We start from the raw sequence: 18,371 nt of genomic DNA on the forward strand, positions 1-18,371 counted from the left end.
TAGTACGTGAGGAGCCCTAAACCCTTGCATGGCGGTCTATATTGTGTTTTTCTGAAATTTAAAATGAAAACTTCTTACACAGTAGTTTAAAAGGAATTTCCCGGTTATTCCCCAAATATTGACCAATTGGTTAGCCTTAGGTCTTTGATACTTGGAAGTCTTTTCTAGTTGTCTTTATTTATAGTACGAAGTGTTATTCAATAAAAAAGCCGGCAAGAGATTGGACTGTCATCTCTTGCCGACTTCTTCTTATTTGTCTAAATACATTACAGCATAATTATCGTTTTCCATTGGATGCGGCTCAAATCCTTTAACATAATCAGCAAATGCGATCGGCGGTGTAGTATGCGCCAATGGAACCCAAGGAGCGTCTAAGTGGAATCGTTCCTGTGCTTTCTTATACAATTCGACCCGTTCATCTTGGTCGAATGTGACACGTGCCTGTTCAATTAATTCTTGGAACTCTTCATTATCATAGAACGCTAAATTGTTCGCAGGGGTTTCCATATTCGTATTGCTCAGATTTGGGTAGAGGAAGTTGTCTGGGTCTGCCATAACACCAGTCCATCCATATAAAGCCATTGGATGCTGTCCGTCACCCGTCTTTTCCAAATATGTTGCCCACTCATAAGTGACAATTTTTGCTTTGATACCAATTTCCTCCAAATTAGCTTGGATTGCTTCAGCTGTTTTCATTGGTTGTGGAAGGTATGGACGAGGGTTGCTCATCGCCCAGATTTCTGTCTCGAACCCTTCAGGATAGCCAGCTTCTGCAAGCAATGCTTTCGCTGCCTTTACGTCAAATTTATAATCCTCTATTTCATCGTTATACCCCCATAAAGCAGGTGGCACCGGACTTTTTGCAACATCTGCAAATCCACTGTAGAACCCATCAACAAGTGCCTTCTTGTCAATCGCCATATTGATCGCTTGTCTCACTTTGACATCGTCAAATGGTACTTTCTGCGTATTCATCACCATAAAGCCTTCATTGAAACTTGGTCGTTTGACGAGTTTTAATTTTTCGTCTTTTTCTACGGTTTTTGCGTCTTCCGGATTCATCCCATCAATGAAATCTGCTTCTCCGCTCAGCAAAACATTCAAACGGGCCGAGTTGTCCGGAACAACTGTAAAGATAATCTGATCCAGCAGCGGCTGATTTTCCACATAATAATTCTCATTCGCTTTGACGACAATTTTGTCATTGCGTGTCCAGCTATCAAACTGGAATGGTCCCGTACCTACCGGATTTTCATAAAATCGTTCGTTGTACTGTTCTATAGCTGTCGGGCTTGCAATACCAAACATCGGGATTGCCAAATAGCTGATAAATGGAGCGACCTTTTCCTTCAACTTGATTTCTACCGTATGTTCATCCACAGCCTTCACATAGTCGATTTTATGTTCTTCGTCTCCTTTAAATCCACCATACAAGAATGGATAGTACGGGAAATCTCCGATATGATATTCGTTTTCGGTATCCATCCAACGTTCAAAATTAAACACGACAGCATCGGCGTTAAAATCAGTGCCGTCATGGAAAGTTACGCCCTTTTTAAGTGCAAGTGTCCATGTTAAGCCATCTTCACTCGTTTTATAGGATTCAGCCAATTTAGGCTGTAATTGCAAGTCTTTATCATACTCAAATAAAGTTTCAAAAATAGCGTGAGTCACTCGAATGGATTCTCCGTCTGTAATATTGATCGGATCTAATCCTACAGAGTCGGCACCTCTTGCATAGACCATCGTACCGCCTTCTTTTGAGCTCCCATTCCCTTTTGAAGCATCCGCCTCTTTTTCATTATCACTCGAACAAGCGCTTAAAATAAATAACCCTAAGATTACGCTCATTGCATACAAAAATCGCTTCATAAAATTTCCCCCTTCAGGTAACTGTCTTAGATGTTCTTTTTCTATTCTCAGTTAATTGGTTTGAAAAGTCAATGTACTTAGAAATTTTATTCACAGACTTTTGAAGTTTTACATGCAATGTGTTTTAATAGAGGAAGGATAAACTTCATACGATTGTAGGTGACTTATGAGAACATTGCAGGAAACAATAAAAGTACATTACTCTTCTTTATCACCCGGTCAACAGAAAGTAGCTGCCTTCTATATAGAACGACCCCAAGAAGCTGCATTGTTAACTGCTTTCCAGATCGGAAAGCAAGTGGGCGTCAGTGAAACGACAGTTATTCGCTTGGCTTATGCATTAGGATTTAGCGGTTATTCTGAATTACAACAAGCCCTTCGAAAAGATTGGCTTTTACCTAAACAAGACATTTCCGAAGTATTGCCTTCAAAAGATGGACAAACAAACGACAATCAACTCATTCGTCAAGTAATTCTAAGAGAGCAAGCCCTTTTACAGAACCTGGCCGAGCAGATAAAAGTGGATGACGTTTGGGCAATGGCAGAGACGCTTATTCATTCAGATCGAATATATATTGGCGGTTTCGGCAGTTCATATGCTGCAGCCTACTGGTTATATTACGCACTGAAACAAATGCGAGGCAATGTTGTAATATCCAGTCCTACTGGATTTATGACGGAAGACATTTGTGACTTGACTACAAATTCAGCGGCTGTAATTTTCTCATTTCCCCGCTACCGTCAAGATACCGTGCAAGCCGCAACGATTGCGAAAGAGCAAGGAGCAAAGATAATCGGCATTACAGACCGAACACTATCCCCTATCGGTCAACTAGCGGATATGACATTTACGAGTTCGGAAAATGAGGTGACAGATGCTCATTCCATTGCCTCGATCATCAGTCTATTGGATATGCTTCTTGCAGGTATGCGAATACGTGACTGCGAACACATTGCCAAACGCCAACAACAGCTAGAGCATTTATATGCTGAACAACAATTATTTTCAGAATAGAATGGAGGATAACTCAATGAACAACCCAATTCAATTCATTTCAGATCATAAAGAACAACTTCTACAAACCTATCAAGAGTTGCATGCACTGGCAGAGCCTAGCTGGGAAGAGAAGAAAACTTCTCGCTATCTACAGGACAAACTTTCAGCTGCCGGCTTGCAAATCAAAACTTATCCAGATCACTATGGATTTATTGCAGAAATACCCGGTGAAAAAGAGAGCGTTATCGCGCTTCGTGCCGATATGGATGCGTTGGTTCAAGAAGTGGACGGCGTTGTAAAAGCCAATCATTCTTGCGGCCATGATGGACATAGCACAATGGCATTATATGCTGCGCTTGCGCTGCAGAATAGCAAAGCCACTTTACAACATACTATTCGATTCATCTTCCAGCCTGCTGAAGAAAAAGCTGAAGGAGCATTGCAGATGATGAAGGAGGGTGTCTTAGAAAATGTCTTGTTTTTAGGCGGTGTCCATGTAAGACCACACACGGAAGTACCTTATGGCAAATCGGCCCCTGTCATCTTGCACGGTTCATCTGCAACATTGACTGGCGTCATCACGGGGACACCCGCTCATGCAGCACGGCCAGAGGAAGGTAATAACCCAATTGAAGCGGCGAGTTTATTGATTCAAGCATTAAAACAAATTCGTCTGCAAGGCAATAAAAAGTACTCTATTAAAATGACGGAACTGCATGGCGGAGAGACGAGTAACTCCATCCCAGAAAGTGCTCGCTTCACGCTTGATGTACGTGCAGAAGCGAATGAAACGATGGTTGCTTTGCTGGCAAAGGCACAATATATTATCGAGAGCACCGCAAAGCTGACAGAGACGAACATTGCTTGCGAACAAATAGGCTACTCCCCGGCAGCTACCGAAAACTCAGTTGCCGTTCGAATGGCACAACATGCAATTGGTTCCGTATTGGGTCGCGAGAACGTTGCCGGCCCTTGTATTTCACAAGGAGCTGAAGACTTTCATTTTTACACATGGAAAACACCTCATATTCCAGCTACGATGATTGGATTAGGCTGCGATTTAAAGCCAGGACTACATCATCCGCAAATGACATTTAACACGGACGCTTTGGTTTATGGAACGAAAATACTGATTGAGCTGGTTATGAAGGCAGACCAAGAATTGGAGGAGAATATCCTGTGAAAAATCCAACCCTGACGATTCGAACAATCGATTCGCTTGAAGATCTACAAAAAGTTCATGCTCTTGAATCCATCGTTTGGAGTGTGGAAGACACCGTGCCAACCAGCCATACGATCGCTACCGTAAAGAACGGCGGGCTGATTTTGGGAGCATTTGATGAAGACCGACTAATTGGTTTTCAATATAGCTTCCCCGGTTTCGATGGCAAAAGTATCTATCTTTATTCACACAGTCTAGGCATTCATCCCGATTACCGCAGACTGGGTATTGGTGAACAATTGAAAGTGGCTCAAAAGAAAGTGGCACTCGAAAAAGGGTATGATCGTATCGTTTGGACATACGATCCACTTGAAACAGTCAATGCCAATCTGAATCTACATAAACTGCGTGCCGTAGTAGTGGATTATACAGAAAATGCGTACGGAGAAATGGAAGATGGAATGAACAATGGAATACCGACCGATCGTTTTACAGTGGAGTGGAATATTCGGGAACAGCCCACCGATTCTGCGCCTATCGATTTAGACAAAGTACATTCACTAGTTGAAACGAGTGTGGATAATGGTTTCTTGCATGCAGAGCATATGAATTGGCAAACCGACCATCAGAAATTAATCGTTCCAGTGCCTGCAAACTTCCAAGAACTCAAACAACATGATTTGACAGCAGCAATTATCTGGCGAGAAAAAACGAGAGAAATCTTTAAAGGTTGCTTGAGCAATGGCTGGATCGTGACCGATCTGCTTAAACATCCCGAAAACAATGAAGGCTACGTCTATATTTTAGAGAAAAGAGGAAATTATGATGGAGATTAAAACAGTTGTTTTGCGGTATATGAAAATGAAATTGCTTCACCCATTCAAGACGAGTGTCGGAGTGGAGCAGGACAAAGACTTTATTTTGGTGGAAGTGAAATCAGCAGATGGGCAATCCGGCTTCGGTGAATCAGTTGCTTCGATTTCCCCGCTGTTTCATGAAGAAACGGTCCAAACGAATTGGCATATGCTGAGTGATTATTTGATTCCGTTACTTTTGAAGTCAGATATTCAGCATCCTGACGATGTTACGAAGATGTTTGACCACTTCAGAGGGAACTATAACGCGAAGGCGGCAATTGAAGGTGCTGTTTGGGACTTATATGCAAAAAAACAGAATATGTCGCTAGCTACCGCTTTAGGTGGCACGAAAAAGCAAATCGAAGTAGGTGTCAGCGTAGGAATCCAAGAAACGGAAGCAAAATTGTTGAAGAAAGTAGAAGGCTATTTGGAGAGAGGCTTCAAACGTATCAAAGTCAAAGTGATGCCGGAAAGAGACTTGGATATTCTGCAGGCGATTCGCGGAGAATTTCCTGATATCCAGCTAATGGCGGACGCAAACTGTGCATATACGTTGGCGGATATTGAGCATTTGCGAAAATTTGATGAGTTTGGTCTGACAATGATCGAACAGCCCCTTGCACACGGCGACATTGTGGACCATGCACAATTGCAGGCCAATATCGAAACACCGATCTGTCTGGATGAAAGCATTCATTCCGCGGAAGACGTACGAAAATCGATTGAACTCGGTAGTACGAAGATCATCAACTTAAAAATTGGACGTGTGGGTGGATTAACGGAATCGAAGAAAATCCATGACTTATGTGTACAGCATAATATTCCGCTTTGGTGCGGTGGTATGCTCGAAGCAGGTGTCGGACGCGCTCACAATATCGCGATCACAAGCTTACCAGGCTTCACACTGCCGGGTGACACCGCTCCTTCCGCTCATTATTGGGATGAAGATATTATCTTACCGGAAGTCACCATGAATGACGGACTCATTGATGTGCCTACAACTCCAGGAATTGGATTTGATTTAAACTGGGACAAGGTAGAAGAGTGCATGGTGCATAGCCGGGTATTTCACAGGGGTTAAGGAACGAAATTGGCATATAGTAAGGCTGGAGGGATCTTCATGAAATCAAAAATATATATCCAGAATGAAAAACACCAAGCAGGCATGACAATGAAAGATTTCGAAAGTCCGGAAAGCAACAACATGGCACTTCATGCATGCAAATCTGCTAAAAGTGTGCTCTACAACCGAGAGCGATTAGCCAGCTTTCTACAGTCCAGTCCTGCAAATTTCGTTTTTGCCAATCAAACACACAGCGCAAACTTTCATCATGTGACTGAAAACGATCGGGGTAAAGGTGCGCTACGTCAAGATACCGCCATAGCGGACACAGATGCGCTGTATACATTTGAACCGAACATTGTATTATGCAGCTTGACCGCAGATTGTGTTCCTGTGATTTTTTATAGCGAAGACAATCCACTGATCGGTGTCATTCATTCGGGTTGGCAAGGGACCGTGAAGGAAATCACGCTGAAACTATTCCAGCACTTGCAGCAAACGGAACAGTGCAACCTCAATCATGTGCATGTACAAATGGGCGCGGCGCTTAGTCAGAGGAAGTTTGAAGTCGATAAAGACGTCTATACAAAATTCCACGATCTTGGCTATGCAGACGAATGGATTGAATACAATGAAGTGACAAATAAATTTCATATCGACAACCAGCTAACGGTGAAAAAGCAATGCGAATTGGCCGGTATTCCTCCTGGCAATATTTCGATTGACCGCATGTGTACGTTTCAAAGTACGGACGGCTTTTCTTATCGTGAAGATAAACAAGCGGGCCGACATTTGAGCTTTATCCGGAGAACAAAATAAAAAGGCTATCCCAAAAAGTTGTTTCATCTTTTTGGGATAGCCACTAATTTAGTTTCCTACTATTTTTAACATGTTGTATTTTTATAAATTACTAAAAGATTAGATCTTAAATTGTTGTACTACTTTACTGAGCTCTTCACTGAGTTCTGTTAATTTTACCGCGGAGTCCGTGACGGATTGAGTAGCCCGTAGCTGCTCTTCTGTCGATGCACTCACTTCTTCGCACGCTGCTGCCGTTTCCTGTGAAGTCGCCGCCATCATTTGGATGGTCTGAGCCACTTGCTCTTTATACGTTGTCACGCTTTGTACTTGGCTATAAATATCATCAATGGACTCTTGCATATCGCTCATCAAGTGTGAAATATCTTTAAATGTTGTTTCGGTCTCTTCCACAACACTGCTTTGACGATGAAAATTATCCATAGTTTCTTGCATTTGAGTCGTGACCATTCGCGACTCTTCTTGTAATTCTAAAACTGTGACTTTCACTTCGTCCGTAGAGCGTGCAGATTGCTCTGCTAATTTGCGCACCTCTTCAGCCACAACAGCGAAACCTTTTCCATGCTCCCCTGCACGGGCAGCTTCAATACTCGCATTTAACGCCAACAGATTGGTCTGAGAAGAAATATCGGTAATCGTCTCCATAACACTGCCGATCGCTTTCACCTTATTCCCTAAGTTCCCAATCACACTGAACATGGATTTTAAATCATTTTCCCAATCGGCAAATGAACCTTGCATCTGTTTCATCTGTTCAGACCCATTTGTGTTCATCACACCTGCTTGCTGCGCCATTTCCGTCATTCGGCGAGAACGGCTTGCAATTTCATTGATTTGTTCGCCAAGTGAGTCTGCCTGTACCGTAACATCTTCCGAATCCTCTGCAGACTTTGCCGCCCCTTTTGCAATTTCATTAACTGCATGTGCCACTTCTGAACTGGAAGCACTCGTTTCTTCTGCTACCGCGCTCATACTCTCTGAATTCATTCGTACGTCTGCCGCGGATTGATTGACAACTGTAATGATCGTATCCATATGCCCTATCATTGTGTTGAATGAATTCCCTAGTTCACCAAATTCATCCTTCGATTGATTGTTGGAACGGACAGTTAAATCACCTTGCGCGACAGATGCCATGAGATCTTTCAGTGTATCTACCGGCTTTAAGGTTTTTGACATTAAGGCATATAGGAAAGCGGCTAAAATGACCAATGTGATAAGTGTGATACTAATCATGGATGTTCTTAGCTTATTGGCCATCAGGTTAATTTCCTTCTTATCATAGACTGCACTGATTTTCCAGCCTAAATCAGGGAGTGTGGAATAGACCATCACATGATCGTTACCTTCCACCTCGTAGTGGATAACGTCCGACTCTTTATTTTTTGCATACATTTCAGCAATATATGGATGCTCCATAAGACTTTCACCTTGAAGAGTGGGATGTGAAATGGCTGTACCGGTTTTGTCTAGCATAATAGGATAGCCATGAAAGCCCAGCTCTGTTTCCTCTAACTCTGAAGTAAAGGTAGACAGATCCAATGTTATACCGATTACTCCCGCAATTTGACCATCTAACTCGACTGCTTTTGCTCCAGTGATGGCCAATTCATTCGTTCCCGCGTCTATGTATGGATCTGTCCAAAATACTGAATCAGGATTTTCTGCTGCCCCTTTATACCAGCCCCTGCTAGTGGGATCAAAGCCCTCTTCCATTTCAACGAACGGAACGTGAAGCATATTCTTGTCAGGTGTCGCATAATAAATGAATGTGGTTTTGTCATGAACTTCTAAAAAGTCTAGTAGAATTTGATTGAGTGGTTGCTGCACATCCACTTCCGATTCGCCTGTCGCACTTTTATAATCTCTAAAATCCGAAGAACTTGCTAATTGGCTAAGGCCCTTTTCAAATTGCTCTATGTACTTTCCTGTCGAACGACTTAGTTCATGAACAATTGCTTCGCTTGCCTCGACATTGTTCTCAAAAGAATTTTTTTGTACTGCATTACTGCTGAACGCTGTCATAATTGCAGCCCCTAAGAAAAACAAAACAATTGAACTGCTGATGATTTTCGTCTTTATCGACCTTTTCATAATCCATTCTCCCTGTCTGTATATAGTACTTCCCCACTAGTTTATCGTCTAAAGTATCCGTAAGTTTAGTTTCTTTAAAACATTTTTAATAATTTTAAACCTAGTATCGAATAAAATAATCCCCTCCACATTAAGTAGAGAGGATCCGACATCTTGTGTTATTCTATTCGAATTCTTTAATATTTATTTGCTCGATTTCTTACCGATCTTCCGCCAATCATTCACTATTTATCCTCATCCTCAATTGTTATGTCTCTTTCATTGTCTTTTCTCATTGCCGTAAAGTCTGGTTCATCACCGAATTCAGCGTTATAGTTCACATTTCTAAATGCTTCACGGTTTTCACTGTATTCACCTTCTATCTCTTCATCCGGCTTGAATAAAAGAGCGATCGCTGCCAATCCACTAAGCCCTACAATTGCATAGATAATCTTTGCAAGTATTGTGTTTTGCCCCCCAAATATAGTTGCCACTAAATCAAAACCGAAAAACCCTATTAATCCCCAGTTAAGAGCTCCGATAATGACCAATGCCAATGCAACCCGCATAACCATACTCATACCTAACACCTCCTTCAGTAAATCCATAATCGAATTCAATACAGAACTGTAAAGATTCCTTCTTATAGTTCACTAAAAGAGATTTTTCATGCATATTTTTATACACATAGACCGTTAACAGGTTCTATTTCTGTTGTCTGGACTCTACAGTAGAAGAAGACTACAAATGAAAGTAGGGACGACATGCGAATTGATGGAGTTTTTTCAGGAGGCGGATTGAAAGGATTTGCATTAGTAGGTGCCGTTCAAGAATTGGAGAAACAAGGCTATCGTTTTAGAAACTTGGCGGGAACGAGTGCTGGGGCAATTTTAGCAAGCTTTTTGGCTGCAGGATATACAGCAAATGAGATAGAGAAAATGTTAGCGGAAGAAGATTTTCAATCATTGCTTGATCCACGAAAAACCTTGCTGCCATTTCCTTTCATGAAATGGGTTTCGCTTTATTGGAGAATGGGTCTTTATCAAGGAAAAGCGCTAGAGGATTGGTTTTTTGACAAGCTCGCACGAAAAGGTTGCTATGCATTTGGCGATTTGCCGAAAGACTCGTTGAAACTGGTGGCATCTGATTTAACGAACGGAAAAATGATGCTGTTGCCTGATGACTTAGAGCAATATGGCTATGATCCCGATAAATTTTCTATTGCGAAAGCATTGCGTATGAGTTGCGGAATTCCCTATTTCTTTGAACCCGTCCGTCTGGATGCACCAAAGGGAGCAGTAGTTGTAGACGGTGGCGTGCTGAGTAATTTTCCAATGTGGATTTTTGATGACGATACACGCCATCCATTGATTGGATTGAAATTAAGCCGCCGCCAAGAGGAAACATCCGGTCGTCCCATTCACAATGCATTGCAATTATTCGAAGCATTGTTTTCCACGATGAAAAATGCGCATGATGAAAAATATATTTCTCGAGAACACGAAAAAAACATCGTCTTTATTCCCGTGGATGATTACAGTGCAACGCAATTTGATCTGACCGAAGAACAAATGGAGGAATTGCTCAATATTGGACGAAACCGAACCAAGCAATTTTTACGCACTTGGTCTCCAACACGTTTACAGGTCGTCAGAAAACAAAATGTCATCTAAATGAAATATTTGCTCTTATCTCTGTTTAACTCATAGATTTGGCGGGTAAAATGACTTATAAGGAGGGTTGCAATGATGACTAATTGTCAAGAAAGTTTTATCTTCAACAGAGAGCTGCAACTTTTGACCGATGAATACCAAACTGCACCCGCCGATGTAAAATCTTTTATCCTAAAAGATATTCAGCTGCTCAAAACAGCGATTTCTCTTTTGCAAGGCGATGCAAGTTAATATAGAAACATCCACTTAGCTATACAGTTTTTCCAAGTTTTTATTACGCTCCATTCTTTCTTCTCCTGTTGCCAAATCATATTTTTTCAGTAGATGAAATACCTCATTCAACGTCCCTTGATCCAATGGCTTGCTTAAAAAAATCTCACTACGCTTGAATAAATCTTTCGGCAAAAACATGTGTTGTTCTTTCAGCTTTTGCAAGACATCATTTTGAGAATGGTCGATTGTACACCTGCTCATTTGCGCTCACTCCTTTACTCAACACTCTATCACAATTTTCAATAAACTGAAAACCAAGGCTTGCTGCTTAGATGTGTGTGCTGCAAGCCTTAGTTTATCCATTTGACAACACAACAAGCACCTACTATACTGAGGTTAATTATATGAACGGGGTGACGAGTGGACAATGGATAACTAATCTATGGAAGATTAAGGAAACGAATATTTTTTCGCTTTCAAGAACCATAGGATTAGTCTGTACATTTTGCCGCTCGCACAATAATAGTGCGATTTTTAAACATGGCTAATCCTTCTAAACTACTTGTTTAGAAGGATTTTTTCTTTCTAAACATTAAGGAGAGATGCTACATGCAAGTTACTGTGACACACCGTTTATTCAAAGAAACTACCTTGACGATCGAGCGTGGTGAAACCATTGGGATTGTCGGGCCTAATGGCTGCGGCAAATCTACGCTTCTACACCAACTACACGACACTATAAAAACAAGTGCGCTTATGACACAAGAGGCGCAAAGCGAAAAACTGGAGTTTACATCCGAGGAACTTGCATTCCTCAGTGATTGGCAGGTCCCAGCCCTTCCCTACGAAAAGTTAAGCGGAGGTGAGCAATTGAAGCTCCGCCTCGCGAAGGCGTTAACTTCGCGCGCACCGATTCTTTTACTCGATGAGCCGACTAATCATCTAGACGATGACAGCTTAGCAAAGCTTACAGAACTGGTCCAAACAAGTTCCAAAACATGGATAATCGTATCACATGACCGATTCTTTTTAGACCAAGTCGCCACGACTATCTGGGCGATTGATGATGGCGCGATTGATGTGGTCACTGGCGATTATAGTCATTATGAAACATGGCGCAAAGCGAAGCGTGATAGCCAGGCGCATGCGTACACTGTACAACAAAAGCACATTGCACGTGTCGAGCAGCAATTAAATGAGCTCCAGACATGGTCGGCTACTATGCATAAAGAATCCACAGCTGCCCACCACCCGAAAGCAATGGGCGCGAAGGAATATTACCGAACCAAAGCTAAACGTGCAGATAAGCAAGTGAAATCGAAACGTAAAAAACTCGAACAACAATTGCAGGAACATCACATTGATAAAGTCAGCAAGGAACATACCATTCATTTCTCGCTTGCCGTCGAGCGTACGATAGGCAAACGCATTATTGAATTAAAAAACGTAGCAGTTTCTCCTATTTTACAAGATGTAAACCTAGTTGTGACCCGTGGCGAAAAAGTTGCAATACTTGGTGCAAATGGAGCCGGTAAATCTACTTTACTACACGCAATATATACATCTGCGATAACAAGCGGAGAACTTTGGCTAACAGAGGCAGCAAACATTGGCTATTTATCGCAGTCAGTTTTCGATCTTCCTCTTGAACAAACGGTTGCCGAATTCTTTACGTACGATAACTTCGAGGAAGAAGGCACAATCCGTACACAACTCATTCTTTTAGGCTTCACTAATGCACACTGGCATACAGCCATTCATGAGTTAAGCATGGGCGAACGGATTAAATTAAAAATTGCTAAGTTTATCATGGAGCGACGCAATGTTTTATTATTAGACGAACCAACAAATCATCTCGACATTGCGTCTCGCGAGCAATTGGAAGATGCGCTACTGGCTTATGAAGGCACGCTTATTTTCGTTTCCCACGACCGCTACTTTCGGGAAAAACTAGCTACTCGCAGTGTAACAGTTGAAAATGGCACACTGCACTTACCACAAGCTAAACAAACAATGAATGAAGTATTACTTGCACTCGAGACTGAAAAACAGGCCGTGCTTGGACAATTGTCATATTTGACTCCTAAGGATCCACAATACGCCGTGCTAGATGCTCGCTTCACTGAACTATTGAAGTTAATTAAAAAGGCTAAATCGTGATTAATTATAAGCTTGCGAATAATTAAGGCTAAGTACTATTAATCCTATCGTCACCAATCACGCCGAAACGGTATCATTCTTCGAAAGCTTTTGCATAGTTGCACCTTCCCTTCAAATGAAATCTCATTTGAAGGTTTTTTTATTTAACTACACTTGACTCTACTTAGCTATCTGTATATACTGTGCATATACAGTATATGAAAAGAAATGAGGTGATGTATTGAATATTGTCATCTCCAATACAGTGAACCAACCAATTTATGTACAGATTAAGAACCAGCTTAAAGAGCAGATCCTACTTAAAGAATTACAGGAGAAGGAAGCACTGCCTTCCATTCGAAAACTCGCGAAAGACTTGCAGGTCAGTGTCATCACGACAAAAAAAGCGTATGAAGAGCTGGAAAGAGATGGACTGATTGAAACTTTCCCGGGAAAAGGTTCGTTTGTCGCAGCACAAAATCATGAATTGCTGAAGGAAGAGCAATTGAAGAAAATTGAGGATCAACTGGCAATGGTCATTGAAGATAGCCGAGCTTTCGATGTGGGATTAGAAGAATTGGTTGATATGCTGACATTGTTATATGAGGAGTGAGAAAAGTGGAAAATGTTGTGGAAGTCCGCCGCTTGACGAAACAGTTGAATGGCTTTGTGCTGAATGATCTGAACTTTGATATTAAGAAAGGTTTCATTACTGGTTTTATTGGACCGAATGGGGCAGGAAAAAGTACTACCATTCGCTGCATTATGGACTTAATCCGTCAAGATCAAGGCGATATCCGTATTTTTGATAGGTCTCATAGCGAACATACGGCGAAGATCAAACAGCGAATTGGGTTTGTTTACGATGAAAATTACTATTATGAGGATAGCTCAATTGAAAAAAACAAACGGATTCTATCCCCTTTCTATAAAAATTGGGATGATGAATTATTTTACTACTATCTAAAAAAATTTCACCTCCCTGCTACTAAACTCGTAAAACATTTATCAAAAGGAATGCGAATGAAGTTTTCACTCGCGATGGCACTTGCCCACCATCCCGAATTCATTATTATGGATGAGCCGACAGCCGGATTAGATCCTATTGTTCGTCGAGAATTGCTGGATCTGATGCAAGAACTTATTCAAGATGAAGAGAAAGCCATCTTCTTTTCAACACATATTACGACTGATTTAGAGAGGATTGCTGATTTTATTATTTTCATTCACGATGGACGAATCATCTTTCAAGGCGAGATGGATGAATTCACCGAGCGCTATGTGCTTGTAAAAGGCACAGCTGACCAGCGCAGCCTGCTCAATGGATTGCCTGTGATCGGGTTGAGGGAAACAGATGTAGGCTTTGAATGTCTGGTGGATTCTGTAAAAACCTCTTTAAGTCACTTTCATGCATTGCTTATGGAAAAACCGACACTCGAAGACATTATGTATTACACAGTAAGGAGTGGATACCAATGAATCTTTTGATACGCAAAGATTTATATACGCAAAGAGTGAGTACTTACTTCCTAACTATTTTGTGGTTTATTATATTTACAAACTTTTTTACAGATGGTCAACCGATCCGTCATGTCATCCTACTTGCCGTTGTTGCTTACTTTATAGCTATTTCTTCCAATACCAAGTCGTTTGAAAAGGAGTCTGTCCTAATAAATAGTCTGCCGGTCACGAGGAAACAAGTCGTGCTAGCTAAGTATGCTGCAGGGCTCATTTGGTTTGTTCTATCCGCTGTGGCAGTGCTTATATATATCTTCCTGTTTGAAACGTTCGCTCCGTTTCCTGCACGCATGATGAGTATAACTGAATTGCTTATAGCACTGGGCAGCTTTTTTCTACTGATTTCTATTTACTATCCACTGCAATTTAAAGCTGGCTATGTGTTGGCCTCCACTTTGACTGTCATGATTCCCGTGTTGGCCATGATGTCACTTACTATAATAAAAAATATTTTGGAAAATCCAAGAATGACTTCAACTCACGAGTGGATGATGCATATCGCTCAGCTATTGACTACAAATCAATGGACCTTTGCGTTCTTGTTTCTCTTGGTCAGTGCATTGGTAACGTGGCTATCCATCCAATTGTCGATACGAATTTATGGCAATTCAGATTTTGATCATGCTTAATTGCTATTAAACAGAACTTTTTCTCTTGATAGCCGTATATATAACAACGACTCACTATTCAAGGCGGTATGTACCCATACACACCTTGTAGAAAAAAAGGAGGTTCGATGATTATTAAACCAATAGTAGAATTAAAGAATCTGACCAAAGTCATTGGAAACAAGAAGATTATTGATGACCTCAATTTATCGTTATATCCCGGGCAAATCACCGGATTTCTAGGACCTAATGGAGCTGGAAAAACTACAACCATCCGTATGATGGTTGGGCTGATGAAACGAACGAGCGGCGAAATTCTCATTGATGGAAAACCACTGTCTGAAGACTTTGAAGAGGGATTGTCAAAAATCGGGGTGATCGTAGAAAATCCTGAGATGTACAAATTTATGACTGGCTATAAAAATCTGCTGCATTTTGCGCGCATGCAAAGCGATATAAGCAAAGAACGAATCGATGAAGTCATTAGCCAAGTAGGGTTGGAACAACGTATCCACGAAAAAGTCTCCACCTACTCTCTTGGAATGCGCCAGCGACTCGGTTTAGCACAAGCTTTATTGCATCGACCTGAATTTCTTATTCTAGATGAACCGACAAACGGGCTCGACCCTGCCGGTATTCGAGAGTTTCGACAATATTTGCGAGAAATCGCTGCCACTGAGAATGTCTCTGTTTTCGTTTCCAGTCATATGCTTTCTGAAATCGAATTGATGTGCGACCGGATTGCCGTCATCCAAAACGGTAAGCTTGTTGATATACAAGACATGACAGAGCCTGTGCAATCTCATTATTATCTGGAAGCGTCCCCCGCTGAAGATGCACAGGAATTACTTTTGTCCAAAGGGTTCATTGTCGAAACAATGCCTGTTGGTCTGTTGTTACAGGCAGAGAAAAGCCAAATTCCAGCAATCGTTCAACTTCTAACCGCAAATGGAATCCAAGTATTTGCCGTACAGCCACATCGAAAAACGTTAGAAGATCAATTCTTGGAAATGACGGGAGGTGGGCAGATTGCTGAAGCTCATACAAAATGAATGGATGAAACTTTGGGCTAAAAGAGGTACTTGGCTCATGACTTTGTTACTTATCGCTATCGTCATTGGCCTAATGGGACTGACGAAGTGGATAAACAGTCAGAATACGACTGAACCGACTGATTGGAAAACCAATGTTCAGGAGCAATTAAAATTTACGCACGAAACACTTCAAATGGACTTATCGAAAAGCGAACGAAAACAAACGGAAGAAACCGCTAAAATTTTGGAATATCGCTTAGACCAGAATGTCCCGCCTTTAGCGCAAGACAGTCGGGAGTCTATGATTATTAATCCTGTAGGAATTGGCAGTCTAGTTGTGTTACTGACAGTCATTGTTGCGGCAGGGATCGTTGCTTCTGAATTCTCACAAGGAACGATTAAAATGTTACTGACACGGCCAGTAAAACGCTGGAAAATCATGACGTCAAAATATATCACGGTTCTGCTGTTTGGGATGTTGCTGATGCTTATTGGTTTTGTTGTAACCATAGCCTGTGCGTACATTCTGTTCCCTTCTGGCGGTGGTCAAGAACTCAAGATGGACGGCAATGCAATCGTTTCTGTTCCTGTGTGGGGACATGGACTATATTTGCTTATTCTGTCCTTTGCCAATGTGATCATTACGGCTACCTTCGCTTTCATGATCGGCAGTGTATTTCGTTCGAACGGAATGGCAATCGGCCTTTCCCTGTTCATTTTTTTCACCGGCAACACGATTGTATTGTTGCTCTCAAATTATGAAATCGTAAAGTATCTTGTATTCACACATATGGATCTGACTGTTTATGAAATGGGTCAGCCTTTCGTAGAAGGAATGACCATGCCTTTTTCTCTTACCGTCTTGGTCGTTTATCTCGTGGTTTTCCTAGTTATCAGCTATTCTGTGTTTACGAAACGGGATATTACCGCATAACCGATAAAAAATATTACTAGTTTATTTGGATTATTAGAAACGGGCAGAAAGATTGCTATAGCAATCTTTCTGCCTTTTCTTTTATCTATTGACAAGTAGAAAATTTCCCCTTCTTTGAAAGATAAGAAAATTTAGCTATTGATATTTCCCCCTCTCAGATACTATAATATCCAAATAACGACCTTGTCGTTAAATTTGCGTTAAGTGAGAGAGGTCAATGACATGCAAAAGAAAACGATTACAACCATGGTAGAAGAAGTATTTCCGCAGGTAGTAGAATGGAGACGCCATTTACACCAGCATCCTGAACTATCATTTGAAGAGTATGAGACATCTAAATTTATTGAAGAACAGCTGAATACATTTGATGGAATAGAAGTATCAAGACCCACTAAAACCAGTGTGATGGGAAGATTAAAAGGATTAGCAGGCGATGGCAAAACGATTGCTATGCGGGCAGACATTGATGCGTTGCCAATTCGTGAGGAGACGGGTATCTCTTTTGAATCAAAAGTGGACGGGAAGATGCACGCTTGCGGTCATGACGGGCATACTTCTATGTTGCTAGGTACAGCAAAAGTTCTTTCCGAAATAAAGAAAACGCTTACCGGGGAATTTGTTTTTATATTTCAACACGCAGAGGAATTACCCCCTGGCGGAGCTCAGGAAATGGTCGCGGCGGGAGTGCTTGAAGGTGTGGATTGTATCTTAGGTATGCATTTATGGTCCACTGTACCTGTCGGAGAAATTCAAGTAACAAAAGGTCCAATGTCTGCTGCATCGGACATTTTTGATATTACCGTTAAAGGGAAGTCAGGACATGCTTCGCAGCCAGAAGGGGCAATAGATGCGCTAGCCATCGGTTCTCAAATCGTTTCAAACCTTCAGCAAATCGTTTCCCGAGTTTTGAGTCCCCTCGAAAGCGGAGTGGTCTCTTGTACTCGTTTCCATAGTGGTGACGCTTATAACGTGATTCCCGATCAAGCGTTAATTGGTGGTTCCGTTCGTACTCTATCCAATGACGTCAGAGAGAAAATTAAAGATAATTTAGAAAAAATCAGCACAAATATAGCAGAAGCCCATGGCGCCACAGCTGAGTTATCTTATCAATATGGTTATGATCCGGTCTTCAATGATATTGATTTATCGACCAAAGTGATGCAACATCTAACCGAATTTTTTACGGATGCAAAGGTAGAGGAGATTCCCCCGATGATGGGCGGAGAAGACTTTTCTGCATTTAGTAATGTCGTACCGGGTTGCTATATCGGAGTAGGTGCCATGAAAAAGAAAGACGATGTCTTTTATCCTCATCATCATCCTCGCTTTGAAATAAACGAAAAGGCTCTTAAAATAGGCATCTCATATTTTGTTTCAACTGCCCTATTTTTAACTAGCCAATACTAAGG

General features: G+C 41.5%; 18 protein-coding genes. 14 read left to right on the plus strand and 4 right to left on the minus strand.

What is annotated here, in order from left to right:
• Positions 1–249 precede the first annotated feature (249 nt).
• The gene (locus tag B5D59_RS16640; RefSeq protein WP_009499254.1) at positions 250–1,872 is read right to left on the minus strand and encodes an ABC transporter substrate-binding protein; all 1,623 of its coding nucleotides are present in this window, start codon (positions 1,870–1,872) and stop codon (positions 250–252) included.
• A 166-nt stretch (positions 1,873–2,038) separates the two neighbouring features.
• Here B5D59_RS16640 and B5D59_RS16645 point away from each other — a divergent pair, with 166 nt between their 5' ends.
• From B5D59_RS16645 to B5D59_RS16665, 5 genes are read left to right on the plus strand one after another with little or no spacing between them, the layout of a single operon-like run.
• Positions 2,039–2,887: a MurR/RpiR family transcriptional regulator gene (locus B5D59_RS16645; RefSeq protein WP_078818721.1), complete on the plus strand. Its 849-nt coding sequence runs from the start codon at positions 2,039–2,041 to the stop codon at positions 2,885–2,887.
• Positions 2,888–2,903: 16 nt separating this feature from the next.
• Positions 2,904–4,052 (plus strand): amidohydrolase, encoded by a 1,149-nt coding sequence (locus B5D59_RS16650; protein ID WP_040759995.1) that lies wholly within the window; start codon positions 2,904–2,906, stop codon positions 4,050–4,052.
• Complete coding sequence (locus tag B5D59_RS16655) at positions 4,049–4,867, plus strand: GNAT family N-acetyltransferase (RefSeq protein ID WP_078818722.1); 819 nt, start codon at positions 4,049–4,051, stop codon at positions 4,865–4,867. The genes B5D59_RS16650 and B5D59_RS16655 overlap by 4 nt, the downstream gene beginning before the upstream one ends.
• A complete protein-coding gene (gene menC / locus B5D59_RS16660) occupies positions 4,857–5,969 on the plus strand; it encodes an o-succinylbenzoate synthase (RefSeq protein ID WP_078818723.1) in 1,113 nt (370 codons plus the stop codon). The genes B5D59_RS16655 and menC overlap by 11 nt, the downstream gene beginning before the upstream one ends.
• A gap of 39 nt (positions 5,970–6,008) precedes the next feature.
• Positions 6,009–6,770 (plus strand): purine nucleoside phosphorylase YfiH/LACC1 family protein, encoded by a 762-nt coding sequence (locus tag B5D59_RS16665; protein WP_078818724.1) that lies wholly within the window; start codon positions 6,009–6,011, stop codon positions 6,768–6,770.
• A gap of 99 nt (positions 6,771–6,869) precedes the next feature.
• On the opposite strand, the gene B5D59_RS16670 is transcribed toward B5D59_RS16665, so the two are convergent.
• Complete coding sequence (locus tag B5D59_RS16670) at positions 6,870–8,864, minus strand: methyl-accepting chemotaxis protein (protein WP_009499260.1); 1,995 nt, start codon at positions 8,862–8,864, stop codon at positions 6,870–6,872.
• Positions 8,865–9,088: 224 nt separating this feature from the next.
• Entirely contained in the window at positions 9,089–9,424 is a 336-nt protein-coding gene (locus B5D59_RS16675; protein WP_040759996.1) for a DUF378 domain-containing protein, read from the minus strand.
• 183 nt (positions 9,425–9,607) lie between these two features.
• Between B5D59_RS16675 and B5D59_RS16680 the strand changes: the two genes are divergently transcribed.
• Complete coding sequence (locus tag B5D59_RS16680; RefSeq protein ID WP_009499262.1) at positions 9,608–10,516, plus strand: patatin-like phospholipase family protein; 909 nt, start codon at positions 9,608–9,610, stop codon at positions 10,514–10,516.
• Between the two features lie 75 nt (positions 10,517–10,591).
• Entirely contained in the window at positions 10,592–10,747 is a 156-nt protein-coding gene (locus B5D59_RS18345; protein ID WP_171805953.1) for a hypothetical protein, read from the plus strand.
• Between the two features lie 15 nt (positions 10,748–10,762).
• Here B5D59_RS18345 and B5D59_RS16685 read toward each other — a convergent pair whose 3' ends face one another.
• Positions 10,763–10,990, minus strand: a complete 228-nt coding sequence (locus B5D59_RS16685) for a hypothetical protein (protein WP_009499264.1) — start codon at positions 10,988–10,990, stop codon at positions 10,763–10,765.
• A 348-nt stretch (positions 10,991–11,338) separates the two neighbouring features.
• Between B5D59_RS16685 and abc-f the strand changes: the two genes are divergently transcribed.
• The 7 genes from abc-f to B5D59_RS16720 all read left to right on the plus strand — a co-directional run bounded on the left by abc-f (position 11,339) and on the right by B5D59_RS16720 (position 18,369).
• Positions 11,339–12,889 carry a ribosomal protection-like ABC-F family protein gene (gene abc-f, locus B5D59_RS16690; RefSeq protein ID WP_009499265.1) on the plus strand — a complete coding sequence of 517 codons (1,551 nt, stop codon included), beginning with the start codon at positions 11,339–11,341 and terminating at the stop codon, positions 12,887–12,889.
• 220 nt (positions 12,890–13,109) lie between these two features.
• Positions 13,110–13,481: a GntR family transcriptional regulator gene (locus tag B5D59_RS16695; protein WP_078818725.1), complete on the plus strand. Its 372-nt coding sequence runs from the start codon at positions 13,110–13,112 to the stop codon at positions 13,479–13,481.
• Positions 13,482–13,486: 5 nt separating this feature from the next.
• Positions 13,487–14,347, plus strand: coding sequence for an ABC transporter ATP-binding protein (locus B5D59_RS16700; protein ID WP_078818726.1), 861 nt, complete (start codon positions 13,487–13,489; stop codon positions 14,345–14,347).
• Positions 14,344–15,015 carry an ABC-2 transporter permease gene (locus B5D59_RS16705; RefSeq protein ID WP_176132620.1) on the plus strand — a complete coding sequence of 224 codons (672 nt, stop codon included), beginning with the start codon at positions 14,344–14,346 and terminating at the stop codon, positions 15,013–15,015. Before B5D59_RS16700 ends, B5D59_RS16705 begins: the two co-directional genes overlap by 4 nt.
• 107 nt (positions 15,016–15,122) lie before the next feature.
• Positions 15,123–16,046, plus strand: a complete 924-nt coding sequence (locus B5D59_RS16710; protein WP_078818728.1) for an ABC transporter ATP-binding protein — start codon at positions 15,123–15,125, stop codon at positions 16,044–16,046.
• Entirely contained in the window at positions 16,015–16,962 is a 948-nt protein-coding gene (locus B5D59_RS16715; RefSeq protein ID WP_245799556.1) for an ABC transporter permease, read from the plus strand. Before B5D59_RS16710 ends, B5D59_RS16715 begins: the two co-directional genes overlap by 32 nt.
• A 222-nt stretch (positions 16,963–17,184) precedes the next feature.
• Entirely contained in the window at positions 17,185–18,369 is a 1,185-nt protein-coding gene (locus B5D59_RS16720; RefSeq protein ID WP_078818730.1) for a M20 metallopeptidase family protein, read from the plus strand.
• The last annotated feature ends 2 nt before the right edge of the window (positions 18,370–18,371 follow it).

Source organism: Sporosarcina newyorkensis, from assembly GCF_900167515.1.
Classification (GTDB): Bacteria; Bacillota; Bacilli; order Bacillales_A; family Planococcaceae; genus Sporosarcina; species Sporosarcina newyorkensis.